Source organism: Nonomuraea sp. NPDC051298 (assembly GCF_055586305.1).
In genome coordinates, this window is record NZ_JBVJIM010000003.1 from 323,271 (window position 1) to 343,813 (window position 20,543).

The 20,543-nt window shown below is 71.1% G+C and carries 15 protein-coding genes; 6 read left to right on the plus strand and 9 right to left on the minus strand.

Annotated elements, in window-relative coordinates; genetic code table 11:
* The first annotated feature begins 23 nt into the window (after positions 1 to 23).
* On the plus strand, positions 24 to 1,760 hold the full coding sequence (locus ACZ6S0_RS11665; RefSeq protein ID WP_465915681.1) for a glycerol-3-phosphate dehydrogenase/oxidase: 1,737 nt from the start codon (positions 24 to 26) through the stop codon (positions 1,758 to 1,760).
* Between the two features lie 156 nt (positions 1,761 to 1,916).
* Here ACZ6S0_RS11665 and ACZ6S0_RS11670 read toward each other — a convergent pair whose 3' ends face one another.
* The 3 genes from ACZ6S0_RS11670 to ACZ6S0_RS11680 all read right to left on the minus strand — a co-directional run bounded on the left by ACZ6S0_RS11670 (position 1,917) and on the right by ACZ6S0_RS11680 (position 7,686).
* Positions 1,917 to 3,152 carry a S8 family serine peptidase gene (locus ACZ6S0_RS11670; protein WP_465915682.1) on the minus strand — a complete coding sequence of 412 codons (1,236 nt, stop codon included), beginning with the start codon at positions 3,150 to 3,152 and terminating at the stop codon, positions 1,917 to 1,919.
* Positions 3,153 to 3,313: 161 nt separating this feature from the next.
* The gene (locus ACZ6S0_RS11675) at positions 3,314 to 5,389 is read right to left on the minus strand and encodes a beta-propeller domain-containing protein (RefSeq protein WP_465915683.1); all 2,076 of its coding nucleotides are present in this window, start codon (positions 5,387 to 5,389) and stop codon (positions 3,314 to 3,316) included.
* Between the two features lie 32 nt (positions 5,390 to 5,421).
* Complete coding sequence (locus ACZ6S0_RS11680) at positions 5,422 to 7,686, minus strand: serine/threonine protein kinase (RefSeq protein ID WP_465915684.1); 2,265 nt, start codon at positions 7,684 to 7,686, stop codon at positions 5,422 to 5,424.
* Positions 7,687 to 7,932: 246 nt separating this feature from the next.
* On the opposite strand from ACZ6S0_RS11680, the gene ACZ6S0_RS11685 reads away from it, so the two are divergent.
* A complete protein-coding gene (locus ACZ6S0_RS11685) occupies positions 7,933 to 8,679 on the plus strand; it encodes an MBL fold metallo-hydrolase (RefSeq protein ID WP_465915685.1) in 747 nt (248 codons plus the stop codon).
* A 283-nt stretch (positions 8,680 to 8,962) separates the two neighbouring features.
* Positions 8,963 to 10,135, plus strand: coding sequence for a PLP-dependent cysteine synthase family protein (locus tag ACZ6S0_RS11690; protein ID WP_465915686.1), 1,173 nt, complete (start codon positions 8,963 to 8,965; stop codon positions 10,133 to 10,135).
* A 175-nt stretch (positions 10,136 to 10,310) separates the two neighbouring features.
* On the opposite strand, the gene ACZ6S0_RS11695 is transcribed toward ACZ6S0_RS11690, so the two are convergent.
* Positions 10,311 to 11,054, minus strand: a complete 744-nt coding sequence (locus ACZ6S0_RS11695) for an N-acetyltransferase (protein WP_465915687.1) — start codon at positions 11,052 to 11,054, stop codon at positions 10,311 to 10,313.
* An 87-nt stretch (positions 11,055 to 11,141) separates the two neighbouring features.
* On the opposite strand from ACZ6S0_RS11695, the gene ACZ6S0_RS11700 reads away from it, so the two are divergent.
* Together ACZ6S0_RS11700 and ACZ6S0_RS11705 are read left to right on the plus strand one after the other, a co-directional pair.
* Positions 11,142 to 12,635: a DUF885 family protein gene (locus tag ACZ6S0_RS11700; protein ID WP_465915688.1), complete on the plus strand. Its 1,494-nt coding sequence runs from the start codon at positions 11,142 to 11,144 to the stop codon at positions 12,633 to 12,635.
* 62 nt (positions 12,636 to 12,697) lie between these two features.
* Positions 12,698 to 13,564, plus strand: a complete 867-nt coding sequence (locus ACZ6S0_RS11705; protein ID WP_465915689.1) for an SDR family NAD(P)-dependent oxidoreductase — start codon at positions 12,698 to 12,700, stop codon at positions 13,562 to 13,564.
* 6 nt (positions 13,565 to 13,570) lie between these two features.
* Here the strand turns inward: ACZ6S0_RS11705 and ACZ6S0_RS11710 are convergent, their stop codons facing one another.
* The gene (locus tag ACZ6S0_RS11710; RefSeq protein ID WP_465915690.1) at positions 13,571 to 14,488 is read right to left on the minus strand and encodes a DUF2207 domain-containing protein; all 918 of its coding nucleotides are present in this window, start codon (positions 14,486 to 14,488) and stop codon (positions 13,571 to 13,573) included.
* A 97-nt stretch (positions 14,489 to 14,585) separates the two neighbouring features.
* Here ACZ6S0_RS11710 and guaA point away from each other — a divergent pair, with 97 nt between their 5' ends.
* The gene (guaA, locus tag ACZ6S0_RS11715; protein WP_465915691.1) at positions 14,586 to 16,133 is read left to right on the plus strand and encodes a glutamine-hydrolyzing GMP synthase; all 1,548 of its coding nucleotides are present in this window, start codon (positions 14,586 to 14,588) and stop codon (positions 16,131 to 16,133) included.
* 92 nt (positions 16,134 to 16,225) lie between these two features.
* On the opposite strand, the gene ACZ6S0_RS11720 is transcribed toward guaA, so the two are convergent.
* The 4 genes from ACZ6S0_RS11720 to ACZ6S0_RS11735 form a co-directional block, all read right to left on the minus strand.
* On the minus strand, positions 16,226 to 17,650 hold the full coding sequence (locus ACZ6S0_RS11720) for a hypothetical protein (protein ID WP_465915692.1): 1,425 nt from the start codon (positions 17,648 to 17,650) through the stop codon (positions 16,226 to 16,228).
* A 27-nt stretch (positions 17,651 to 17,677) separates the two neighbouring features.
* Complete coding sequence (locus ACZ6S0_RS11725) at positions 17,678 to 18,346, minus strand: polysaccharide deacetylase family protein (RefSeq protein WP_465915693.1); 669 nt, start codon at positions 18,344 to 18,346, stop codon at positions 17,678 to 17,680.
* Between the two features lie 80 nt (positions 18,347 to 18,426).
* Positions 18,427 to 19,152 (minus strand): class I SAM-dependent methyltransferase, encoded by a 726-nt coding sequence (locus tag ACZ6S0_RS11730; protein WP_465915694.1) that lies wholly within the window; start codon positions 19,150 to 19,152, stop codon positions 18,427 to 18,429.
* Between the two features lie 3 nt (positions 19,153 to 19,155).
* On the minus strand, positions 19,156 to 20,481 hold the full coding sequence (locus ACZ6S0_RS11735; protein WP_465915695.1) for a glycosyltransferase: 1,326 nt from the start codon (positions 20,479 to 20,481) through the stop codon (positions 19,156 to 19,158).
* Positions 20,482 to 20,543 lie beyond the last annotated feature (62 nt).

Here is a 20,543-nt window from a genome sequence, read left to right on the forward strand (position 1 = left end):
ACAATGCCGTACCAGGGGGATTTATGACGTCGGGAAGGAGCGCGGCCCGGCTCGGGCCCGCGGAGCGCGCCGAGGCGCTGGAGCGCATGGCGGCCCAGGAACTCGACGTGGTCGTGGTCGGCGGCGGCGTCGTGGGTGCGGGCATCGCGCTCGACGCCGTGACCCGTGGGCTCGACGTGGCCCTGGTCGAGGCGCGTGACTTCGCCTCCGGCACCTCGTCGCGCTCGTCCAAGCTGATCCACGGCGGCCTGCGTTACCTCGAACAGCTCAACTTCGAGCTGGTACGCGAGGCCCTGCAGGAGCGCGCGCTGCTGCTCCAGCGCATCGCACCGCACCTGGTCAGGCCGGTGCCGTTCCTGTTCCCGATGACCCACTACGGCTGGGAACGCCCCTACATGGGCGCGGGCGTGGCCCTCTACGACACGCTCGGCTTCGCCACCGGCGTGACTCGCGGCGTGCCCGGCCACCGGCACCTGTCCAGGGCGAGGGCGCTGCGCCTGGCCCCGGCGCTGAAGAGGAGCGCCTTCACCGGCGCCGTCCAGTACTGGGACGCCCAGGTCGACGACGCCCGCTACGTGATGACCCTTCTGCGCACCGCGGCCACGTACGGCGCGTACATCGCGCCCAGGGCGCAGGTCGTGGGCTTCCTGCGGGAGGGCGAGCGGGTCACCGGCGTACGCGTGCGCGACCTGGAGTCCGGCCACGAGTTCGAGGTGCGCGCCCGGCAGGTCGTCAACGCCACCGGCGTGTGGACCGACGACATCCAGGAGCTGGTCGGAGGGCGCGGCCAGATCCACGTACGCGCCTCCAAGGGCATCCACCTCGTCGTGCCGAGAGACCGCATCCACTCGCTGACCGGCATCATCCTGCGTACCGAGAAGTCGGTGCTCTTCGTGATCCCCTGGGGCCGCCACTGGATCATCGGCACCACCGACACCGAGTGGACGCTCGACAAGAGCCACCCGGCCGCCTCCCGCACCGACATCGACTACCTGCTCGACCACGTCAACGCCGTGCTGTCCGTGCCGCTGACCCGCGACGACGTCGAAGGCGTCTACGCGGGGCTGCGTCCGCTGCTGTCGGGCGAGTCGGACGAGACCTCCAAGCTCTCCAGGGAGCACGTGGTGGCGCACCCCGTGCCGGGCCTGGTGATGATCGCGGGCGGCAAGTACACGACCTACCGGGTCATGGCGAAGGACGCGGTGGACGCCGTGGCGCACGGGCTCGACCAGCGGGTGCCGCACTCGTGCACCGACCGCGTACCGCTCGTGGGCGCCGAGGGCTACCAGGCGCTGTGGAACTCGCGCTACCGGATCGCGCAGAGCTCCGGGCTGCACGTGGCCAGGATCGAGCACCTGCTCCAGCGGTACGGCTCGCTGATCGACGAGGTGCTCGAGCTGATCGAGCGCGACCCGTCGCTCGGCCGCCCGCTGTCGGGGGCCGACGACTATCTGCGGGCCGAGATCGTCTACGCGGCCAGCCACGAGGGCGCCCGGCACCTCAACGACGTGCTGACCCGGCGTACCCGCATCTCCATCGAGACCTTCCACCGCGGGCTGGCGGTGGCGCAGGAGGCCGCCGAACTGCTGGCCGAACCGCTCGGCTGGGACGGCGAGCAGGTGAAGCGGGAGGTCGAGTACTACACCAAGCGGGTCGAGGCCGAGCGCCGCTCGCAGGAGCAGGACTCCGACCAGGAGGCCGACGCGATCAGGCTGGGGGCTCCGGAGATCGTCCCCGTGGTCGCGCCCGAGCACACGTGAGCGTGCCCCGCCAGGTGAGCGGGGCCAGCGCGTGAGCAGGGGCGATGCGGAAGGGCGGTCCGCGGTGCCGTGGGCTCCGCGGACCGCCCGTTCCTGGATGGTTCTCCTTCACTTCCTCACGTGACGACCGTCACGGCCGCACGTCGCGACGGACGGCTAGTAGCGCGTCGCGTCGCTGACGTCCAGCAGCGGCTCCTTGAAGCCGTCGTTCGAGTCGTCGGTCCAGTTGAGGTTGCCGGTGGAGATCAGCGTGCTGCGCACCGCCAGCGCACCCGCCCGCGTCGTCGGCTTGCGAGTGCCACGGGTGAGCAGCCCCGCCGCGCCGGCCACGTGCGGGCTGGCCATCGAGGTGCCGCTGCTCGTGGCGTAGCCGCCGTTGCGGTAGGTCGAGTAGATGCAGGTGCCCGGCGCGGTGATCTCCACGGTCGCGCCGAAGTTGGAGTAGAACGCCAGGGTGTCGTCCAGGTCGATCTCGCTGCGGCACGAGAGCGTGCTGCCTCCGGCGAAACCGGGCAGACCGTCGTTGTCGGTCGTCGCGGAGACGGTGACCACGTCGGGGTGGTTGGCGGGGAAGAACGTCGAGGTGTTGATGCGGCTGTTGCCCGCGGCCACCACGACGACGATGCCGGCGTTGACCGCGTTCGTGATCGCCGTGCTGATCGCGCTGCTGGTGCAGCCGTTGCAGCCCAGGCTCAGGTTGATGACCTCGATGGTGGAGGCGCGTGCCACCACCCAGTTGATGCCCGCGGCGATGGCGGACAGGGTGCCGGACCCGGCCGAGTTGAGGACCTTCACGCCGTGGATGCGGGCGCCGGGCGCGACGCCCGCCACGCCGATGGTGTTGTCGATGGCGCCCACGGTGCCGGCGACGTGGGAGCCGTGGCCGTTGTCGTCGACGCCGGAGTTGTTGACGCACACGCCGGTCACGCAGTTGGCGATGGCGGCCACGCTCAGGTCGGGGTGGGTGTTGTCCACGCCGGTGTCGACCACGGCGACGTCGACGTCGATGCGGACGTCGTCGGTGCTGTCGATGTCGATGTTGGGGTTACCGGGGGCGAAGATGCGCTGGATGCCGGTGGGCACGGTCTGGACGAACGCGTGCACCTCGGCGTCGGGCTCGACGGTGAGCACGCTCGGGTCGTTCTTGAGCTTCTCGGCGGCGCTTGCGCTCAGGCGGGCGGTGTAGCCCTTGAACGCGTGCTCGTAGACGCCGATGAGCTCCCCGCCGTGCTGGGCCACCTGGGTCTCGGCGGCGTTGTGCGGTGCCTTCAGTGACGGGTTGAGCTGGACGATGTAGGTGCCTTCAGGGGCGGCTGCTGACACGGGCAGTGGCGCCGCGAGTAACGCAAGCGCGCTGACGAGCAACGCGAGCAGGGGGGTGCGTGATCGCATGGCAGCGTGGGGCCCTTTCTGGTCGATGGACCGGTGGCCCTCGTTTGTGACAGGATCCGCCCGGCCCGACATGATAGTGTCAGCAAATTTTTCATCATGTGTCCGGATAAGTCCATAAAAAAGATGCCGGTTCGCTAGGGCGAACCGGCATGTTTAGCGGCTTAACGAAGTGGGATCCAGCCCTGTGAGGCGAGCGTGGTCATGTCGTTGACCTGCACGCCTTCGTAGGAGAACGTCCAGATCGAGGCGCCGATGATCAGTGAGCGCTGGATGCCCGGCTGGTATGCGTAATCGCCCTCCTGGGTCGGATGGGTGATCATGCCGAGCCGCCGAACGCCCGAATCGTCGATCTTGAGCACCAGCGCGCCCGACTCCTCCTGCTGGGTCAGCGGGATCACCGACAGGCCGGTCTTCGGCCAGTACAGGAACGCGTGCGGGTCCCACTCGGCGCCCGAGCCCGAGTCCTTCTGGAAGAACTGCGACATCCGGCGCGGCGCGGCGGGGTCGCTGACGTCGAACAACGAGACCTGCGTCCCCAGCGTCCTGCCCTGCTCGCTGGCCTCCTGCCCGATGCCGATCAGCCGGCCCTCCGCGCCGGGATGCAGGTACGCCGAGTACCCGGTGATCTTCAGCTCGCCCGTGACCTTGGGCGCCGCCGGGTCGCGCAGGTCGAGTGTGTACAGGGGGTCCACCTGGCGGAAGGTGACGCAGTAGCCGACCGGGCCGATGAACCTGACCGAGTAGATGCGCTCGCCCTTGCCCAGACCGCCGACCTCGCCGACCTTGGCCATGGTGTCGGTCTTGAGCACGTAGACGGTGCTGGAGCTGGTCGAGCCGTCCTGGGAGTTGAGGGTGGTGGCCAGGCGGAGGTGGCCGTCGTACTCGGAGAGCGAGTACTGGTTCAGCAGCCGGCCCGGCACCTTGCCCGAGGCCACGTACCTGGGCGCGCCCGGGGAGGAGAGGTCGAACCTGTGCACCTCGGTCTCCTCGGGCGGGACCGTGGGGGTGGGGCGCGGGTCCGGTGGCCGGGACGCGTTCGCCGACATGGACACGGCGGGCTCGTCGGGGGTCGGCTCCTCGGCGGGGGCCGCGGTGGCGCCGTCGGGTGGGGGCTGGGTGGTGGCGGGGGCGCTCGGGGTCGGGGCCGGGGTCTGGGCGGTGGCCGTGTCGCTCGGGGCGGGCGTCGTCGTCGGGGGCACGACGACCGGGAGCGGGCGCACCGGGAACCACCACTGCGGGTTGCTGGCCACGTACAGGCTCTGGCCGGTGCCGTAGACGGTGTCGCCGTCGGCCGCCAGGCTGATCGGGTCGGTCCCGGCGGCGGTGACGCCCCGCGCCAGGTCGATGGTGTGCACGGTCAGCATCGAGGTGCCGGTGTACTCGACGGGGTGGCTGACCCGCTCGCACGCGACCGTGTCCTTCTTGACCGCGCCCGAGGCGTCCGTGATCTCGATCTTGGGCAGCCACGCCTCCACCGGCGCCCGCCGGACCGTGGCCTGGTTCGCCTTGACCAGCTCGGCCTCCGAGGTTTCGCCCTGCGGCTGAGGGAAGGTGATGTCGGGCTGGCTGCGGGTGACGATCCGGACCGTGGAACCGACCATCCTGGCGTCCACGTACGAGCCCTGCGGCTTGACCGTGCTCAGCACCTTGGGCTCGCCCGCGAGGTCGACCAGCACGTACCGGGTGTCTCCCGGCGGGGCGATCGACTTGTACATGACGTCACCGCCGCGCATGAGCACCAGCGCGCGGTCGCCCGAGACGAGCAGGTCGCCGGGGACGCCCGCGCCGCCGTCGCCCTCGGTGAGCTTGAGCGACGCCGTGACCTTCCTGGTGGCCGTGTCGATGATCCGCAGGGTGCCGTCCGTGACCGTGAAGACCCGGTCGCCGTCGGTCTTGACCAGGTCGGGCTCGTCCACGCCGGCCTCGTGCACGTTCGTCGTGGAGTGCTCGGGCGTGTCGGCCCTGCCCTTCGCCTGGGAGGCCATGCTCGACGCGTCCTCCATGTAGGCCATGGGCATGGCGTTGCCGAAGCCGTACGCGGTGACGTTCTCGGCGGTCTTCTCCCGCAGGCCGGACAGCAGGTCGTCGCAGCTCGTGTAGGCCACCAGGCGGACGGCGCCGAGGTTCACCTTCGGGGGCGGCTGCCGGTCGGGGGTCCCTCCCGTCGAAGAGGTGCAGGCGGCCGTGACGGTCGCGAGCGCCGCGGCGGTCACCGCCGTGCGGATCAACGTCTTCATGCCCTCCATGACGAATGCGGGGGCGGGATGGTTCAGGAGCCCCGGTTCGGGTTGACGGTGAAGGCGGGGCTGAACCTGACGTCGTCAGGGGTCTCCATCAGCTTGCGCACCATCTTGCCGTCGAAGTCGACGACCTGGAGCTCGTCCTTCTCCTCGGCGTTGTCGTTCTCCCAGCAGTAGAGGTGGGTCTCGTCGTAGAAGCCGAGGACCTTGTCGCAGTCGGAGTAGAACCTGTGCTCCTGCTCGCCGGAGGCCACGTCCCAGATGCAGTGGTCACCGTCGCTGCCGCCCGGACAGTTGGTGACGAAGGACTTGCCGGAGGGCGAGAAGACGTCCAGCGTGCCGACGTAGAGCCGGCCGATGCCGGGCTGGGAGCGCGTGGCCTTGCCGTTGGCGTCGAAATAGCGCAGGGCGGCGTCGTTCTCGTCGCCGTAGTAGTTGATGGCGCTCTTGCCGTCGGGGCCGAGGCCGAAGGCGTGCTCGCGTACGGAGGTGTCGTTCACGTTGACGACCTTGGCCTTCTTCGCGGCCACGTCCACGAGCACGAAACCGGGGTAGACCCACTCGTCGTCGGCGATCTTGTGCTCGATGTTGAGCAGGATGCGCGAGCCGTCGTTCGACCAGGACCTGATGCTGCTGATCAGCGGGTCTTTGACGGTCTTGATGGTGGTACGCCGGCCGGTCTGCCGGTCGGTGATGACGATGTAGTCGTAGTCGTCACTGGTGTAGCGCTTGCCCCTGGAGGCCAGGTAGCGCCCGTCGGGGGAGACCATCGACTCCGCGTTGCCGGCGTACTTGGTGAACGAGCCCCACTGGGAGGCCCTGGCGTAGTCGGTCCACTCCTTCTTGTCCTTGTCGTAGATCTCGTAGGAGGTCAGGACGATGGCGTCGGAGGGGTGCTCGTACAGGGTGATGTCGGCTCCCACGATCGTCTTCGCGGTGCCCCGGGGCGGCACGCTCGCCTGGGGGGCGGACGGTTTCGCCGTGGTGCCGGTCCGCGTCCGCGCGGGCGAGGAGGAGGACGCCAGGTTCCCCGCCGACGACTTGTCGAGCTGGATGACCACGATGACCCCGGCGAGCACCACCAGCGCCGCCGCCACCGCGAGACCGGCGATCAGCGGGCCCCTGGCGCTCTTGCGCGGGTGCTGGGGGTAGCTGGCCGGCTGCCCCGGGGGCGGGATGGTGGGGGTGTTGTGCCACGGCCGCCGAGGGGCGGGCGCCTGCTGCGCGAACCTGCCCGGATACGGCGTCGACTCCGGATACGGGACGGGGCCGGACAGCGGCCCGGAAGGCGGCCCGTGTTGCGGCCCGTGTTGCGGCCCGTGTTGCGGCCCGTGTTGCGGTCCGGGCTGAGGGCCGGAGTGAGGGCCGGAGTGAGGGCCGGGAGGGGGCGCGTGGGCGGCCTCGGCGGCGGCCCTGGCCAGCATGCCCGCATTCTGGGCTGTGTCCGGGGTCGCGTTGGGGGCTGCGTTCATCCCCGCGTTCGGGGCCGGTTGCTGGAGCAGCCTCATGATCACTTGCTCGGCCGTGGGCCGCTGCGCCGGGTCCTTCGACAGGCAGGAGGCCACGACGTCGCGCAGCGTACCGTCGAGCACGCTCAGATCGGGCTCCTGGTTGAGCACCCGGTTGATCACCGCGGGCATGGTGTCACTGCCGAACGGCGCTCGTCCCGACGCCGCGAACACCATCGCCCCGGCCCACGAGAACATGTCGGCGGCCGGCCCCACCGTGTGCCCCATGATCTGCTCGGGCGGCATGTACGACGGCGTCCCCACGACCATGCTGCTGATCGTGGAGGTGGCGTCGAGCGCCCGCGCGATGCCGAAGTCGATCACCCGTGGCCCGTCTGCCCCGATGATCACGTTGGCCGGTTTGAAGTCGCGGTGCACGATGCCGGACTGGTGGATGGCGGCCAGCGCGGTCGCGGTGCCGATGGCCAGCCGGTGCAGCACGGTGCCCGTACGCGGCCCCTCCTCCTGCACCACCTGCTGTAAGGAGGGCCCTTCGATGAACTCGCTGACGATGTACGGCCGGTCCTGTTCGACCCCCGTGCCCAGGACGGCGGCGGTGCAGAAGGGCGCGACCTGCTGGGCGACCTGCACCTCGCGCAGGAACCGCTCGACGCTCACCTGGTCGCCCGACAGGTCGGGCCGCAGCCACTTGACCGCCACGTTGCTGCCCGCGTGGTCTTTGGCGAGGTAGACGACGCCCTGTCCGCCCTCGCCGAGCCGGCCGAGGAGATCCAGGCTCCCCAGGCGTTGTGGATCTCCGGGGCGGAGGGGCGCGAAGGATGCCATGTAAAGATTCTGTCGCTACGCCACGGAACTGCAAAAACTACCGGCGGGTAGTTCCGCGGAATCTTCCGGCCGCTCGACACGATTCTCGAGTACGCCCACGTCGGCACGCAGTGGGATGTCGGCGAGGACGTCGTCGACGAGGTCATGCCGTGCGGCTCCCGCAAGCCATCGAGAAGATCAAGACGTGTTCCTGCGGCGGGGTCGTTCGGGGGAATAGGCGGTGGGGATGGGGTGTCCATGCAGGGCATGGAGATTCGTTATGGCGGAGGGCCGACGGCCGTAATGGAGATCGGTGGGGTGCGGTTGCTGACCGACCCCACCTTCGACGCGCCCGGGGACTATCCGATCGGGAATCGGGCGCTCACGAAGACGGAGGGGCCGGCGTTCGGGGCCGACGAGGTGGGGTCCGTCGATGCTGTGCTGTTGTCGCACGATCAGCATCCGGACAATCTCGATCGGGCCGGGCGGGAGTATCTGGGGACGGTGCCGTTGGTGCTCTCGACGGGCTCTGCGGCGTCGCGGATCGGTGCGCCCGTGCGGGCGCTGCCCAACTGGACGTCCGTCGAGGTGGGTGGTGGCGGGCTGCGGGTGACCGGGGTCCCGGCGCAGCACGGGCCCGACGGGACCGAGCACCTCGTCGGGGAGGTGACCGGGTTCGTGCTCTCGGGTGAGGGGCTGCCGACCGTCTATGTGAGCGGGGACAATGCCTCGCTGGACGTCGTACGCGCCGTGGCGGAGCGGGTGGGGCCGGTGGACGTGGCCTTGCTGTTCGCCGGTGGCGCAAGGACGCCGCTCGTCGACGGGTATCTGACGCTGACCAGCGAGGACGCGGTCGCGGCGGCCGGGATCCTCGGTGCTCGGCACGTGGTGCCGCTGCACTTCGAGCACTGGACGCACTTCACGCAGGGGCGGGAGACGGTGGAGAGGGCGTTCGCGGGGTACGGGGAGCGCCTGCGGCTCCTCGCTCCCGGCGAGCGGACCAGCATCCGCTGATCAGCTCAGCCCTCGCCGGGATGGTGGCGGTTCTCGCAGGTCTCGGTCTGCCTCTCCTGCCTGGATGGTGGTGGTCCGCAGGTCTCGGTCGTCGTTCCGGCCTGGACGGTGGCGGTCCGAAGGGTCTTGGTCGCTGCTCCTGTCCGGATGCTGGTGGTTCTGGGGGTCTCGGTCGCTGCTCGTGCCTGGTTCTGGTGGCTTCTGGGCAGCGGTCTTGGTGGGCGCTGTTGGCTTCTGGCGAACGTGGGCGGTTTGTCGGCGGTCGGCCTGGCAAGGTGGGGGCGTGAGTTGGACTGCGCGAGCCCTCGACGTGCTGGCGGCGGGGGAGCCCACCCCGCTGATCGACTTCCCGCTGCCTTTCCCGGGCATCAGGCTGCTGCTGAAAGACGAGTCCAGGCAGCCGACCGGCAGCCTGCGGCACCGGCATGCCAGGGCGCTGTTCCGGCGGGCGATCCTTGACGGGTTGGTCACCGAGGGCACGACCGTGGTCGAGGCGACGGGCGGGAACGCGGCCGTGGCCCAGGCGTGGTTCGGGCGGCGGCTGGGGTTGCCGTACATCGTGGTCATGCCGGGCAAGCACAGCCCGGCACGTGCCCGGCCGGTGGAGGAGTTGGGCGGGGAGTGCCGGTTCGTGACGCCGCCACTGGCCATCTACGACGCGGCTCGGCGGGTTGAGGGGCACTTCCTCGATCAGTTCGGGCGGGCGGTTGAGCATGATCTGGCCGAGGAGCTGTTCGGGCAGGTGCGGCCTGACTGGGTGGTGGTGGGCGGGGGCACGGGGGCGACGTCGGCCACGCTCGGGCGCTGGGTCCGGGCTCATGGTGGCGACTTCGACGAGCGTTCGGTCCGGGCGCATCTCGGTGACTCCTCTGAGAGTTCGGTTTGGGCGCAGCCTGGTGACTCCCCCGAGGCGTGGCGTGGCGACTTCGACGAGCGTGGGGTTCAGGCGCTTGGTGGCGGCTCCGATGACTTCACCACGCGCGGAGGCGTCCCCGGTGGCGGGGGACGGCGGTGTCGGGTCGCGGTGGCGGATCCCGAGAATTCGGCATATTTCCCGGGTTGGACGCTCGACGTGCCCGACTACGCCACGGGCATGCCGTCGCGGATCGAGGGCATCGGGCGACCGCGTGTCGAGCCCGGGTTCCGGCCCGAGCTGGTCGACATGGTCGTCCCGGTCCCCGACGCGGCGGGGGTGGCGGCGGCCCGGCACCTCCGGGAGGTCACCGGCCTGCCGGTGGGCGCCTCGTCGGGCACGGCGCTGTGGGCGGCGCTGGAGCTGGTCGAGCGCATGCGGGCCAGGGGAGAGTCAGGCACCGTGGTGTCGTTGATCGGCGATGCGGCGGAACGGCACCTGGCGACCTGCCACGACGACACGTGGGCGGCGGAGCGCGGGCTGGACGTCGCACGACACGAGCAGGAGCTGCGGCGGCTGGTCAGCTCGGCGGGCGGCGGCTGACACGGGGGAGTGCGCATGTCAGTCCAATAACGGCTGAGTAGTGGGCGACACGGGGCGGGAGCGGTTCAGGTCAGGGTGTGGTGGGCTGGGGCGGGAGCGGTTCAGGTTGAGATGTGGGGGAGATGGGGTGGGCCTGGTTCAGGCCAGGTTGTGGGTGTCGTGGGGTGGGGGTCGTTCAGGTTAAGGGGTGGGTGACCCAGACGTTCGGCTCGATGTAGACGGCGTGGTCGTGGGTCGTGTCGCAGTGCACCGGCGTGAGTGCCCCCGGCACCTCGACCGCCCCCGTACGGTCGAACGGCAGCCCCGTCCAGCCTCGCCACTCCGCCAGCGTGCCCGGCACCGCCATCGAGCGCGGCGCCACCTTGACGATCTTCCCGCCCGCGCGTACGTGCACCCGGAGCCAATCGTCGAACGGCAGCCCGTCCGCGCGGGTCCTGAAGGCGTACTCGGTCATCGGGGTGTGGGGTTCGAGGTGTTTGCGGTTCGGGCGTACGGGGGCGACCAGCTCGCGGTGGCCGAGGCGGGCGGCGTGGTCGCGCATCGCCGCCACCATCGCCGCCGACAGGCCCTTGCCCTGCAGGTCGCGCCGGACGGTGATCTCCAGGGCGGAGATCGCGTCCGGTTGGCGACCCCGCTCGCGGGCGAGATGGCCGGAGCGGATGACGCCGTCCCAGCCGTCGTCGGGCAGCGGGTCCCCGTCCGACGCGTACGGGATCATGCACCCCCGGGCCGCCAGCCGCCCCGGCTCGGCGGAGTCGTCGGCCACGAGCACGTAGTCGGGGTACACAGTTGTGGCGACCGCGTAGTACAGGTCCGCGAGGGGATCGTTCAGTACGAACTCGTGCCAGGTATGGTCCATCTCCCACAACGTCGAGGCGAATTCCGGGCGTTCGGCGAGGGTGGTGACGCGGAGGGGCATGAAGGTCATCCTGCCCTCTCGGACGATCGGTGCGCTTCGCGATTTTTCCTCTTAAGGCAAGGAAGGGCGTGCGCTAGCGTCGGCGGCATGACAGAACTTGACGCCAGGCTGCGCGCCATCACCGACCTGATCGTGGCCGAGGCGCGCGAGGGCGGCGGCAGGCACGAGTACGACGGCCAGATCCAGGACCTGTCGCCCGACGGCGTACGGACCGGGCTGGCCCGGCTCGGCCACGGAGCCGCGCCTGCGGACGCGCACGACGCCAGGCACCTACAGGTGTTCGAGGAGAGTCTGCGCACCCAGCTCGGCGAGCTGGAGCTGCACCGCAAGAACCCCCTGATCCACCTGTCCAACCTCGACCTGGCCTGCTACGACCGCGACTACGGCCCCGAGGAGGAGCGCGCCGCGGCCAGGGCGGCCCACCTGGCGCTCTGGCCCGAGGCCGTGGACCACGCGCTCGCCTCGCTAGACCAGGTTCCCGCACCCGTGGCGAAGTCCCTGATCGGAGCGGTCAAGGGCCTGTCGGCGGGCGTCACGGACGAGGCCGCGCTCGCGGCGCACGGCAGGCTCGTCGCGCACGTCGAACGGGCCGCGGACGAGGGCGACCCCGACGCGGCGCTCGGCGGCGAGGCGCTGGCCAGGCTGATGGGCACCGCTGAGGGGCTGCCCGTCGATCTCGGCAGGCTGGCCGAGCGGGCCGACGCCGAGCGCGACCGGCTGATGGCGCTGCTCGCCGAGTCGTGCGCGAAGCTGGGGGAGCGGGGCAGGGCGCCGCTCGACGTCGTACGCGAGCTGGTCAAGGACCACCCCGACGCCGACGGCGTGATCGAGGCCGCGCGGATCGGCACCGAGAAGGCCATCGCCTTCACCCGCGAGAAGGACCTCGTGCCCTACCACGACGGCGAGTGCCTGGTCGGGCTGGCGCCGGAGTCGCGCCGCTGGGCCATGGCCATGATGGCGTGGAACTCGCCGGGCGAGCCCGAGGGCCCGTCCTGGTACTACATCACGCCGCCCGACGCCTCCTGGCCCGAGCAGGACCAGGAGGAGTGGCTGGAGGTCTTCAGCCGTACGACGCTGCCGGCCATCAACGTGCACGAGGTCGCCCCGGGGCACTTCTCGCACGCCAGGGCGCTGCGGCGGGCGCCCTCGGAGGTGCGCAGGCTGCTGCAGTCGTTGGCGTTCATCGAGGGCTGGGCGCACTACGCGGAGGAGCTGTGCGTCGAGGAGGGCTTCGAGGCCGGTGACCCGCGCTTCGAGATCGGCGTGTGGGTGGAGGCGCTCATCCGGGTCACCCGGCTGGCCTGCGCGATCGGCGTGCACACCGGGCAGATGACGGTCGAGGACGGCGCCCGGCGCTTCGCGGCCGACACACACCTGGCCGGCCCTGCTGCGCTGTCGGAGGCGCGGCGGGCCACGTTCGACCCGACGTACGGGCGTTACACGTGGGGCAAACTGCTCATCCTCGACCTGCGCGAGCGAGCCCGCAAGGAATGGGGCGCCGGGTTCACCCTGCAGCGCTTCCACAAGGCGCTGCTCGACCTCGGCTCGCCGCCCTTGGGGCTGATCGACGCCGTCCTGTAGCGTCTCGGACTGATCCCGAAAACGTCCTGGCGTCTGTGAGATCGCTAGGGAGGTCTGTTTCCGTGCGCGAACTCTCCGGCAAGGTCGCGGTGGTGACGGGTGCGGCCAGTGGTATCGGGCGGGCGCTGGCCCTCCGATTCGCGGCCGAGGGGATGACCTTGATGCTCGCCGACGTGGAACACGGCGGGCTGGCCCGGACGGCCGCGCTGGCCGGGGACGCCAAGGTGCTCACGCAGATCACCGACGTGTCCGACGCGTCGTCCGTACGGCACCTGGCCAACCGGTGTTTCGGGGAGCTGGGCGCCGTACACGTGTTGTGCAACAACGCCGGGGTCTTCCAGGGCGGCCACCTGTGGACGCGCGACGAGGAGGACCTCACCTGGCTGCTCGGCGTGAACCTGTGGGGCGTGCTGCACGGCATCCGCGAGTTCGTGCCGCGCATGATCGAGCAGGACACCGAAGGGCACATCGTCAACACCGTCTCGGTGGCGGGGCTGTTCGCGGCGTCGGGGTCGGGCGGTTACTCGGTGACGAAGTACGCCGCGCTGGCCGCGTCGCAGGCGCTCGCCCAGGATCTGGCGGCCACGGGGTCCAAGCTGCGGGTGAGCGCGCTGTGCCCCGGCGCGGTCAGGACGGGCATCGGCGACTCCGACCGCGTCCGGCCGCCCGGCCTGGTCTCCACCCCCACGCAGGACGAGGTGGACGCGCACGAGCGGGTCAGCAGGGCGGCCGAGCACGGCATCGAGCCGTCGGAGGTGGCCGACCTGGTCGTCACGGCCATCAGGGAGGAACGGTTCCTGCTGCTGACCGACCCCAAGTACGCCGCCCGCCTGCGCCTGCAGACCGAGACCCTGCTGTCCGGCAACCTGCCCGGTCGCCTGTCCGGCAACCCGCCCGACGACCCGCCGCACAGTGCGGGTCATCGGTGAACGCCGCTACCAGTGGCGGTCGTGGGCCAGCACCCGCGCCACCGTGCCGCTGCGCGGCCTGACCAGGAGCCGTACGGAGTCGCCCGGCAGCACGTCGTGGTAGAGACCCGACTCGACCTGGAAGGACGTGGCCTTCGGCGAACTGCCGTCGTGCAGGGCGATGTAGCAGCGCTGGTCGTCCGTCCACCGCTTGACGACGTGCCCGGTGACCTCCTGGCGGCCCGAGCCGCGCGGTGGCGTCTCGGCGGGCTCGATCTGGCCGCCCTGCCATCCGCTGCCGGTGAAGATCCACTCTTCCCGCGGGCCGATGGGGGCGGACTCGATCAGCTCCCGGCCGGCCGCCGTGGGCACGAAGCCCCGGCCGCCCATGAGCAGCCCGATCCCCGCCACCAGTGACGCCGTGGTCGCGATCAGTCCGGGCCACGACAGCCCGGCCGCCGTGATCGTGGCGTACCAGGGCAGGACGAGCCCGGCCGCCAGCAGCACCGGTACGATCACGCTCGGCCAGCGCCGCCGCGCCAGCCCCAGGTCGATGGCGCACTGGCGGACGAGCGGGACGAAACCGCCGTCGAGGTCGGAGCCGGAGGGCATGAGGGTGGTCACCGGAGCCTCGGGGGCGCCCGCCAGGCGGGCGCGCACCCGTCGCAGCACCCAGCGCTCGTAGGGGCGAGGCGGTTCGCCCGGGGGCGGGCCGTCCGACAGCCGGTCGCCCTCGATCGTCACCCAGCCGCGCCGGGCGAGGTCGAACAGCGCCGAGTGGAACACCTCCTGAGCCCGCATACCGCGTAAAAGCTCGGCCACGGGGCCGGGAGGCTGTTCCCCGGTCGCCCGGCGCCGATTCTTGTCCCGGCCGCACACCTTGACGGCCGCGGCCAGCGTGGCGATCCACAGGGCCCACACGGTCGCGGGCCAGACAAGATCCATTCTTCTGTGTTAGCACGTCATCCGGAGCCAGGCCAGGTGTAAGTGCCAAGGCGGATAGACTGGGGTCACCGCATATCGCCTTTGGGGGGTTCTCACGGTGTCTGAATTCGACACAGTGCTCGTGGTCGACTTCGGCGCACAATACGCGCAGCTCATCGCGAGGCGGGTGCGCGAGTGCCACGTCTACTCCGAGATCGTGCCGTCGACCATGCCGGTCGAGGAGATGATGGCGAAGAAGCCGAAGGCGATCATCCTGTCCGGCGGCCCCTCCTCGGTCTACGCCGAGGGCGCTCCTCCGGTGCCGCCTGGGCTGTTCGCCACGGGCGTGCCCACGTTCGGCATCTGCTACGGCTTCCAGGCCATGGCCCAGGCGCTGGGCGGCGAGGTGGCCCGCACGGGCGTCGCCGAATACGGCGGCACCTCGCTCCAGGTGCTCCACGAGGGCGTCATCTTCGCGGGGCTGCCCGCCAGTCAGACCGTCTGGATGTCCCACGGTGACAGCGTGGCCGCGGCCCCCGAGGGCTTCGCGGTGACCGCCTCGACCAGTGAGACGCCGGTCGCCGCGTTCGAGCACGTCGAGCGGGGCCTCTACGGTGTGCAGTTCCACCCGGAGGTGCTGCACTCCGAGCACGGGCAGGCGGTGCTCAGACACTTCCTGGAGGCGGCGGGCTGCCGTCCCTCGTGGACGATGCTCAACATCGTCGAAGACTCCGTCCAGGCCGTACGCCGCCAGGTCGGCGACGGCCGGGCGATCTGCGCGCTGTCGGGCGGGGTCGACTCCGCGGTGGCCGCCGCGCTCGTGCAGCGGGCCATCGGCGACCGGCTGACCTGCGTCTTCGTCGACCACGGCCTGCTGCGCAAGGGCGAGGCCGAGCAGGTCGAGCGCGACTTCGTGGCCGTCACGGGCGTCAAGCTGCGCGTGGTCGACGCCTCAGAGCGGTTCCTGAAGGCCCTGGAGGGCGTCACGGACCCGGAGGAGAAGCGCAAGATCATCGGTCGCGAGTTCATCCGCGTCTTCGAGGACGAGCAGCGCGCCATCATGGCCGACGGCCCGGTCGACTTCCTGGTGCAGGGCACGCTCTACCCCGACGTGGTCGAGTCGGGCGGCGGCACCGGCACCGCCAACATCAAGTCCCACCACAATGTCGGCGGCCTGCCGGAAGACCTGCAGTTCAAGCTGGTCGAGCCGCTGCGGGCGCTGTTCAAGGACGAGGTGCGCCGGGCGGGCGAGGAGTTGGGCCTGCCGGCCGCCATGGTCTGGCGTCAGCCCTTCCCCGGCCCCGGCCTCGCCATCCGCATCGTCGGCGAGGTCACCCGCGACCGCCTGGCCATCCTGCGCGAGGCCGACGCGATCGCCCGCGAGGAGCTGTCGCGCGCCGGGCTCGACCGGCAGATCTGGCAGTGCCCGGTGGTGCTGCTGGCCGACGTCCGGTCGGTGGGCGTGCAGGGTGACGGGCGCACCTACGGCCACCCGGTGGTGCTGCGGCCGGTGACCTCCGAAGACGCGATGACGGCCGACTGGGCGCGGGTGCCGTACGACGTGCTGTCGCGCATCTCCACCCGCATCACCAACGAGGTGCCTGAGGTCAACCGGGTGGTGCTCGACGTGACCAGCAAGCCTCCGGGCACCATCGAGTGGGAGTGACCATCCGGGGCGTCCACCTCGCGCCCGGCGGCGGGGATGTCGCGGAGTTCATGGGCGTGAGCTTGGAGTGACCGGGCCGGGACCGGTCCCGCTCACTCGCCTGCGGCGCGACCGGCCCTCCGCGTACGGACGAGCCGCCCCACGCTCCCCAGCAGCAGCGGCACCAGCAGCGCCCCCACGAGAATGGGCGTGGCCAGATACCTGAAGTCCTGGGCGGAGATGTTGGCCAGGACCGTGAGCTGCTGCCCGGCCACCACCGCCGCCACCCCCAGCACGTACCGGTTCCGCAGCGCCCACGCCGCCAGCCCCACGGCCAGGTACGACACGTACGCCCACGTCGCCCCCCGCCACAGCACCCAGTCGTACACGGGCGCCAGCGCCCCGGTCAGCCACGGTCCGGCCACCTGGTTCAGCTCCGTGGACAGCGGGCGCAGCGAGAACACCGCCCGCCCGGGGAAGTCCGCCACCTCGCCCGGCCCCACGTAGGTGTCGGCGTTCGGCCGCAGCGAGAACCGGTACGTCATCCCCCCGGTCACCGTCTCGTCCTGCACCGGCCGCCAGGCGATCGCCCCCCGGCACAGCCGGGTCTCCACGACCGTCCCCGGCTGGGTGACGAGCAGCCGCCGCCACAGCTCCAGCAGCCCGGTGGCGTGCGCGTCGGCCTGCGTCCAGTCGAAGCCCCGCCGCCAGATGAGTGGGTTGACCGTGGCGCAGGTGCCCCCCTCCCACCAGCGCTTCAGCGGTGCCACCGAGGTCATGAGGCCGATGTCCTGGGGGGTGAACAGCTCGGGACGCTGGCGGTAGGCGACCGCGATGTCGGCGAAGGCCGTGTGGTACATGTACGTCTTCGACGGGGCGGCGATGCCGAACCACGGGTAGACCAGGTTCGTCAGCAGGAGGGGCAGGGCGACGGCGGCGGCGCCGGCCGACAGCAGCCGTACGCGCCCGGTCCTGACGACGACCGCCAGCGCGAGCACGGTCACGCCCACGACGAGGAAGCCGTTCGCGCGGAAGAGCCCGAGCGCCGCGAACGACACCCCCAGCCCGGCCAGCGCGGGCGCGGTGACGGCCCGCCGGGCGGCGATCCGCGCGCAGACGCCCGCGATCGCCACGGCGCAGATCGTGAACGGCACGTCCTTCCACAACGACACCGTGAACGCGCCCATCGGCGGCGCCAGCGGCATCAGCATGGCGATCGCCGTGGTCGGCACGCGCGGCGCGCCCAGCTCCCTGAGCCCCTGCGCCAGGTAGGTCAGCGCCCCGGCCATGGCGGTGGTCTGCGCGAACGTGACCGCGCCCAGGTCGCCGGTCCCGGTGAAGCTCAGCCACAACAGCCCGTCGTAGACCACCGAGTGGTCGCTCACCCACGGCCCGGCCAGGGTGTGGCTGAGGTAGAGGACCGAGTCGCGGCTGAACAGGCCCGGGTGGAACGCCGCCCACCAGCATCCGAGCACGACCTGGGCGACCAGGAAGGTCGCGAGCGCGACCCACGGCCTGGGGCTGGTGGTACTGGCCATGGATTCCCGTCTCGTACTGCGGGAGCGCTAGAAGTAGCTCTTCCCGGCCGTCGGGCCCTTGCCACGCAGCAGCGTGGGGACCGTGACGAGGTGGTACCCGCGCTTCTTGAGCTCCTTGAGTATGCCCGGCATGGCCGTCACGGTCTGCGGGACCACGTCGTGCATGAGGATCACGCCGTCGCGCTTGGCCAGCTTGAGCACGGCCGCCTTGATCTTCTTGGTGTCGCGGAGGCTCCAGTCGAGCGTGGTGCCCGTCCAGAGGATCTCCGCCAGCTCGGTCTGTGCCGCCAGGCTGAGCACGCGCTCGTCGGTCTGCCCGTACGGAGGCCGGAACATCGTCGGCCGCCGCCCCGTGGCCTCCTCGATCACTTCCTGGGTGACCTTCAGCTCGTCGAGGATGTCGTTGTCGGAGTGGGCGGGCAGCGCGGCGTGCGAGTAGGTGTGGTTGCCGATCGCGTGGCCCTTGGCGACGATCTGCCTGGCCACCTCGGGCCGCTCTTCCACCCGCTTGCCGACCAGGAAGAACGTGGCCTTCGCGCCCGCCTTCGAGAGCGCCTTGAGCAGCGCGGAGGTCTGGGCGCCCGGCCCGTCGTCGAAGGTCAGCGCCAGGCACTTGACCCGGGCGCAGTCGACGGTGGCGGTCTGGGCGGGAACGGAGGAGAAAGCCAGAGAGGCTGCGACTAAGGCATGAATCACCACAAGCCACAGCCTAAAGGCAATGCGGGACGATCACGCGACGATGACATCTCGTTTTCCTGAAGATCGTACTCCGGAGGTCAAGCCCTGCTGAGAGGTACGGACGCGGTCAGGCGGGCCCTCATGAACAGCGTGACGCCCCTGAACGACCTGACCGGGAGATAGCGCTCGGCCCGGACGACGGCCGACAGGCCCGCGTTCACCAGGAACGGCGTCCTGCGCAGGTCGCTGCCCGTGCCCGTGGAGCGGCGACGGTGCCGGGCCACCAGGGGGCGCAGGAGGACGTTCCAGCTCCAGACCCGGTCGACGGTCAGCCCGGCCTGCTCGACCACGTGGGTGAGCGACTCGCGGGCGTAGCGGCGTACGTGGCCGACGGCGTCGTCGTGGGGCGACCACAGTGACATGTCGCACGGCACCGCGATCAGCGCGTGCCCGCCGGGCGCCAGCACGCGGGCGATCTCCGCGGCGACCACGTCGTCCTCGGGAATGTGCTCCAGCACGTCGAACGCGGTCACCAGGTCCACGCTCCCCGGCTCGAACGGCAGCGACCGCGCGTCCGCCAGCACCGCCTTGAGCCCGCGCCGCCGGGCGGTCTCCACCGCCTCCGGGCAGTGGTCGGCGGCGGTCGCGTCCCATCCGGCCTCGGCCAGCACCCTGGTGTTCCCGCCGCCCGCGGCGCCGACGTCCAGCGCCCGGCCGGGACGGCCCAGCCCGCGCAGCTCCCTGCGCAGGATGGCCCGGCGCTCGCGGTACCACCAGTGGGTGCTCTCCAGGGCGATCAGGCGGGCGATCTCAGAGCTTTCCATCCGTCACTTCCTTGTCCGCGCTTGCGCGTGTGCCTCTGTGCGGGTCTCGAGCCACCGGTCCAGGGCCGTGACGCGCAGCAGCACCAGCAGGCCGTACGCGACCGCGACCGCCCCCATCTCCGCGAGCCGCCCGGACCCGGCGGGCACGGACAGCACCGCCATCGTGGTGAGGGCGTAGGCGACCATCACGAGCAGCGCCGCGCGGAACCGCGCCGCGATCCGCCACCCGGCCCCCCACCGCGCGGCCGTCTTCCGCGCGGCCCATCGTGCGGCGCATCGTGCGGCCGTCCATGGCGCGGCCGTCCACCGCCGGTCGGCCGCGGCGGCGAAGATCCCGGCCAGGGCGAGCGCGGCGACATTCGTCATCGCCGGGGACCAGAATTCGCGCAGAGGCAGATAAGCCAGCGCATAAATCACCCCAGAAGCCACCCCGATGGCGAACGACGCGAACTTCGCCACCGTCACCGCTCGCGGCCCGGCGAGCACGGCGTCCGGATGCGCGGGCTCGGGCTCGGGCCTGGCCACCTCGACCGCGGCCCGTCCCCGGGCCATCGACCAGGCGACCCGGGCCAGCCCTTTGAGGTCGTCGACGGCCGTCCTGACCAGCTTCACGCGGGAGTCGGCGTCCTCGATCCAGTCCACCGGCACCTCGTGCACCCGCAGCCCGTTGTGCTCGGCCAGCAGCAGCAACTCGGTGTCGAAGAACCAGGAGTCGTCCTCGACCTTGCGCATCAGCGGCCTGACCACGTCGGTCCTGGCGGCCTTGAAACCGCACTGGGCGTCGCTGAAGCGGGCCCCGAAGCCGTACTTGAGCAGGGCGTTGTAGCCGCGGGAGACCACCTCGCGGCGCAGCGAGCGACGCGTACGCGCCCCGTGCGCGAGCCGGGTGCCGATGGCGAGTTCGGAGTGGCCGCCGGCCACCGAGGCGACCAGCGGGAACAGGGCGTCGAGGCCGGTGGACAGGTCGACGTCCATGTACGCCACGACGTCGGCCGGGCTGTCGCGCCAGGCCGCGCGCAGGGCCGCGCCCCGGCCCCTGACGTCCAGCCGCAGGGCGTGCACCTTCTCGTACTCTTTGGCCAGCCCGGTGGCGACCGGCCAGGTGGCGTCGGTGCTGCCGTTGTCCACGATCGTGATGCGCCACGGCAGCGGGAAGCGGGCGTCGAGGTGGCGGGTCAGCGTGCGTACGCAGCCGGGCAGGGCGCGTTCCTCGTTCAGCACGGGGATGACGATGTCGACGTACGCGAGCCGGGGCGCCGGCCGGGGCGCGGGCCGGGCCACCGGGTCGAGGACGCGCGGTCTCGGCTCCATGACGGCACGCGTGTCCATAGACTCCCCTGATCTCGCTCGCGGGCGTGGGTCCACGGAAATGTTGCTGGGCACGTTCGGTG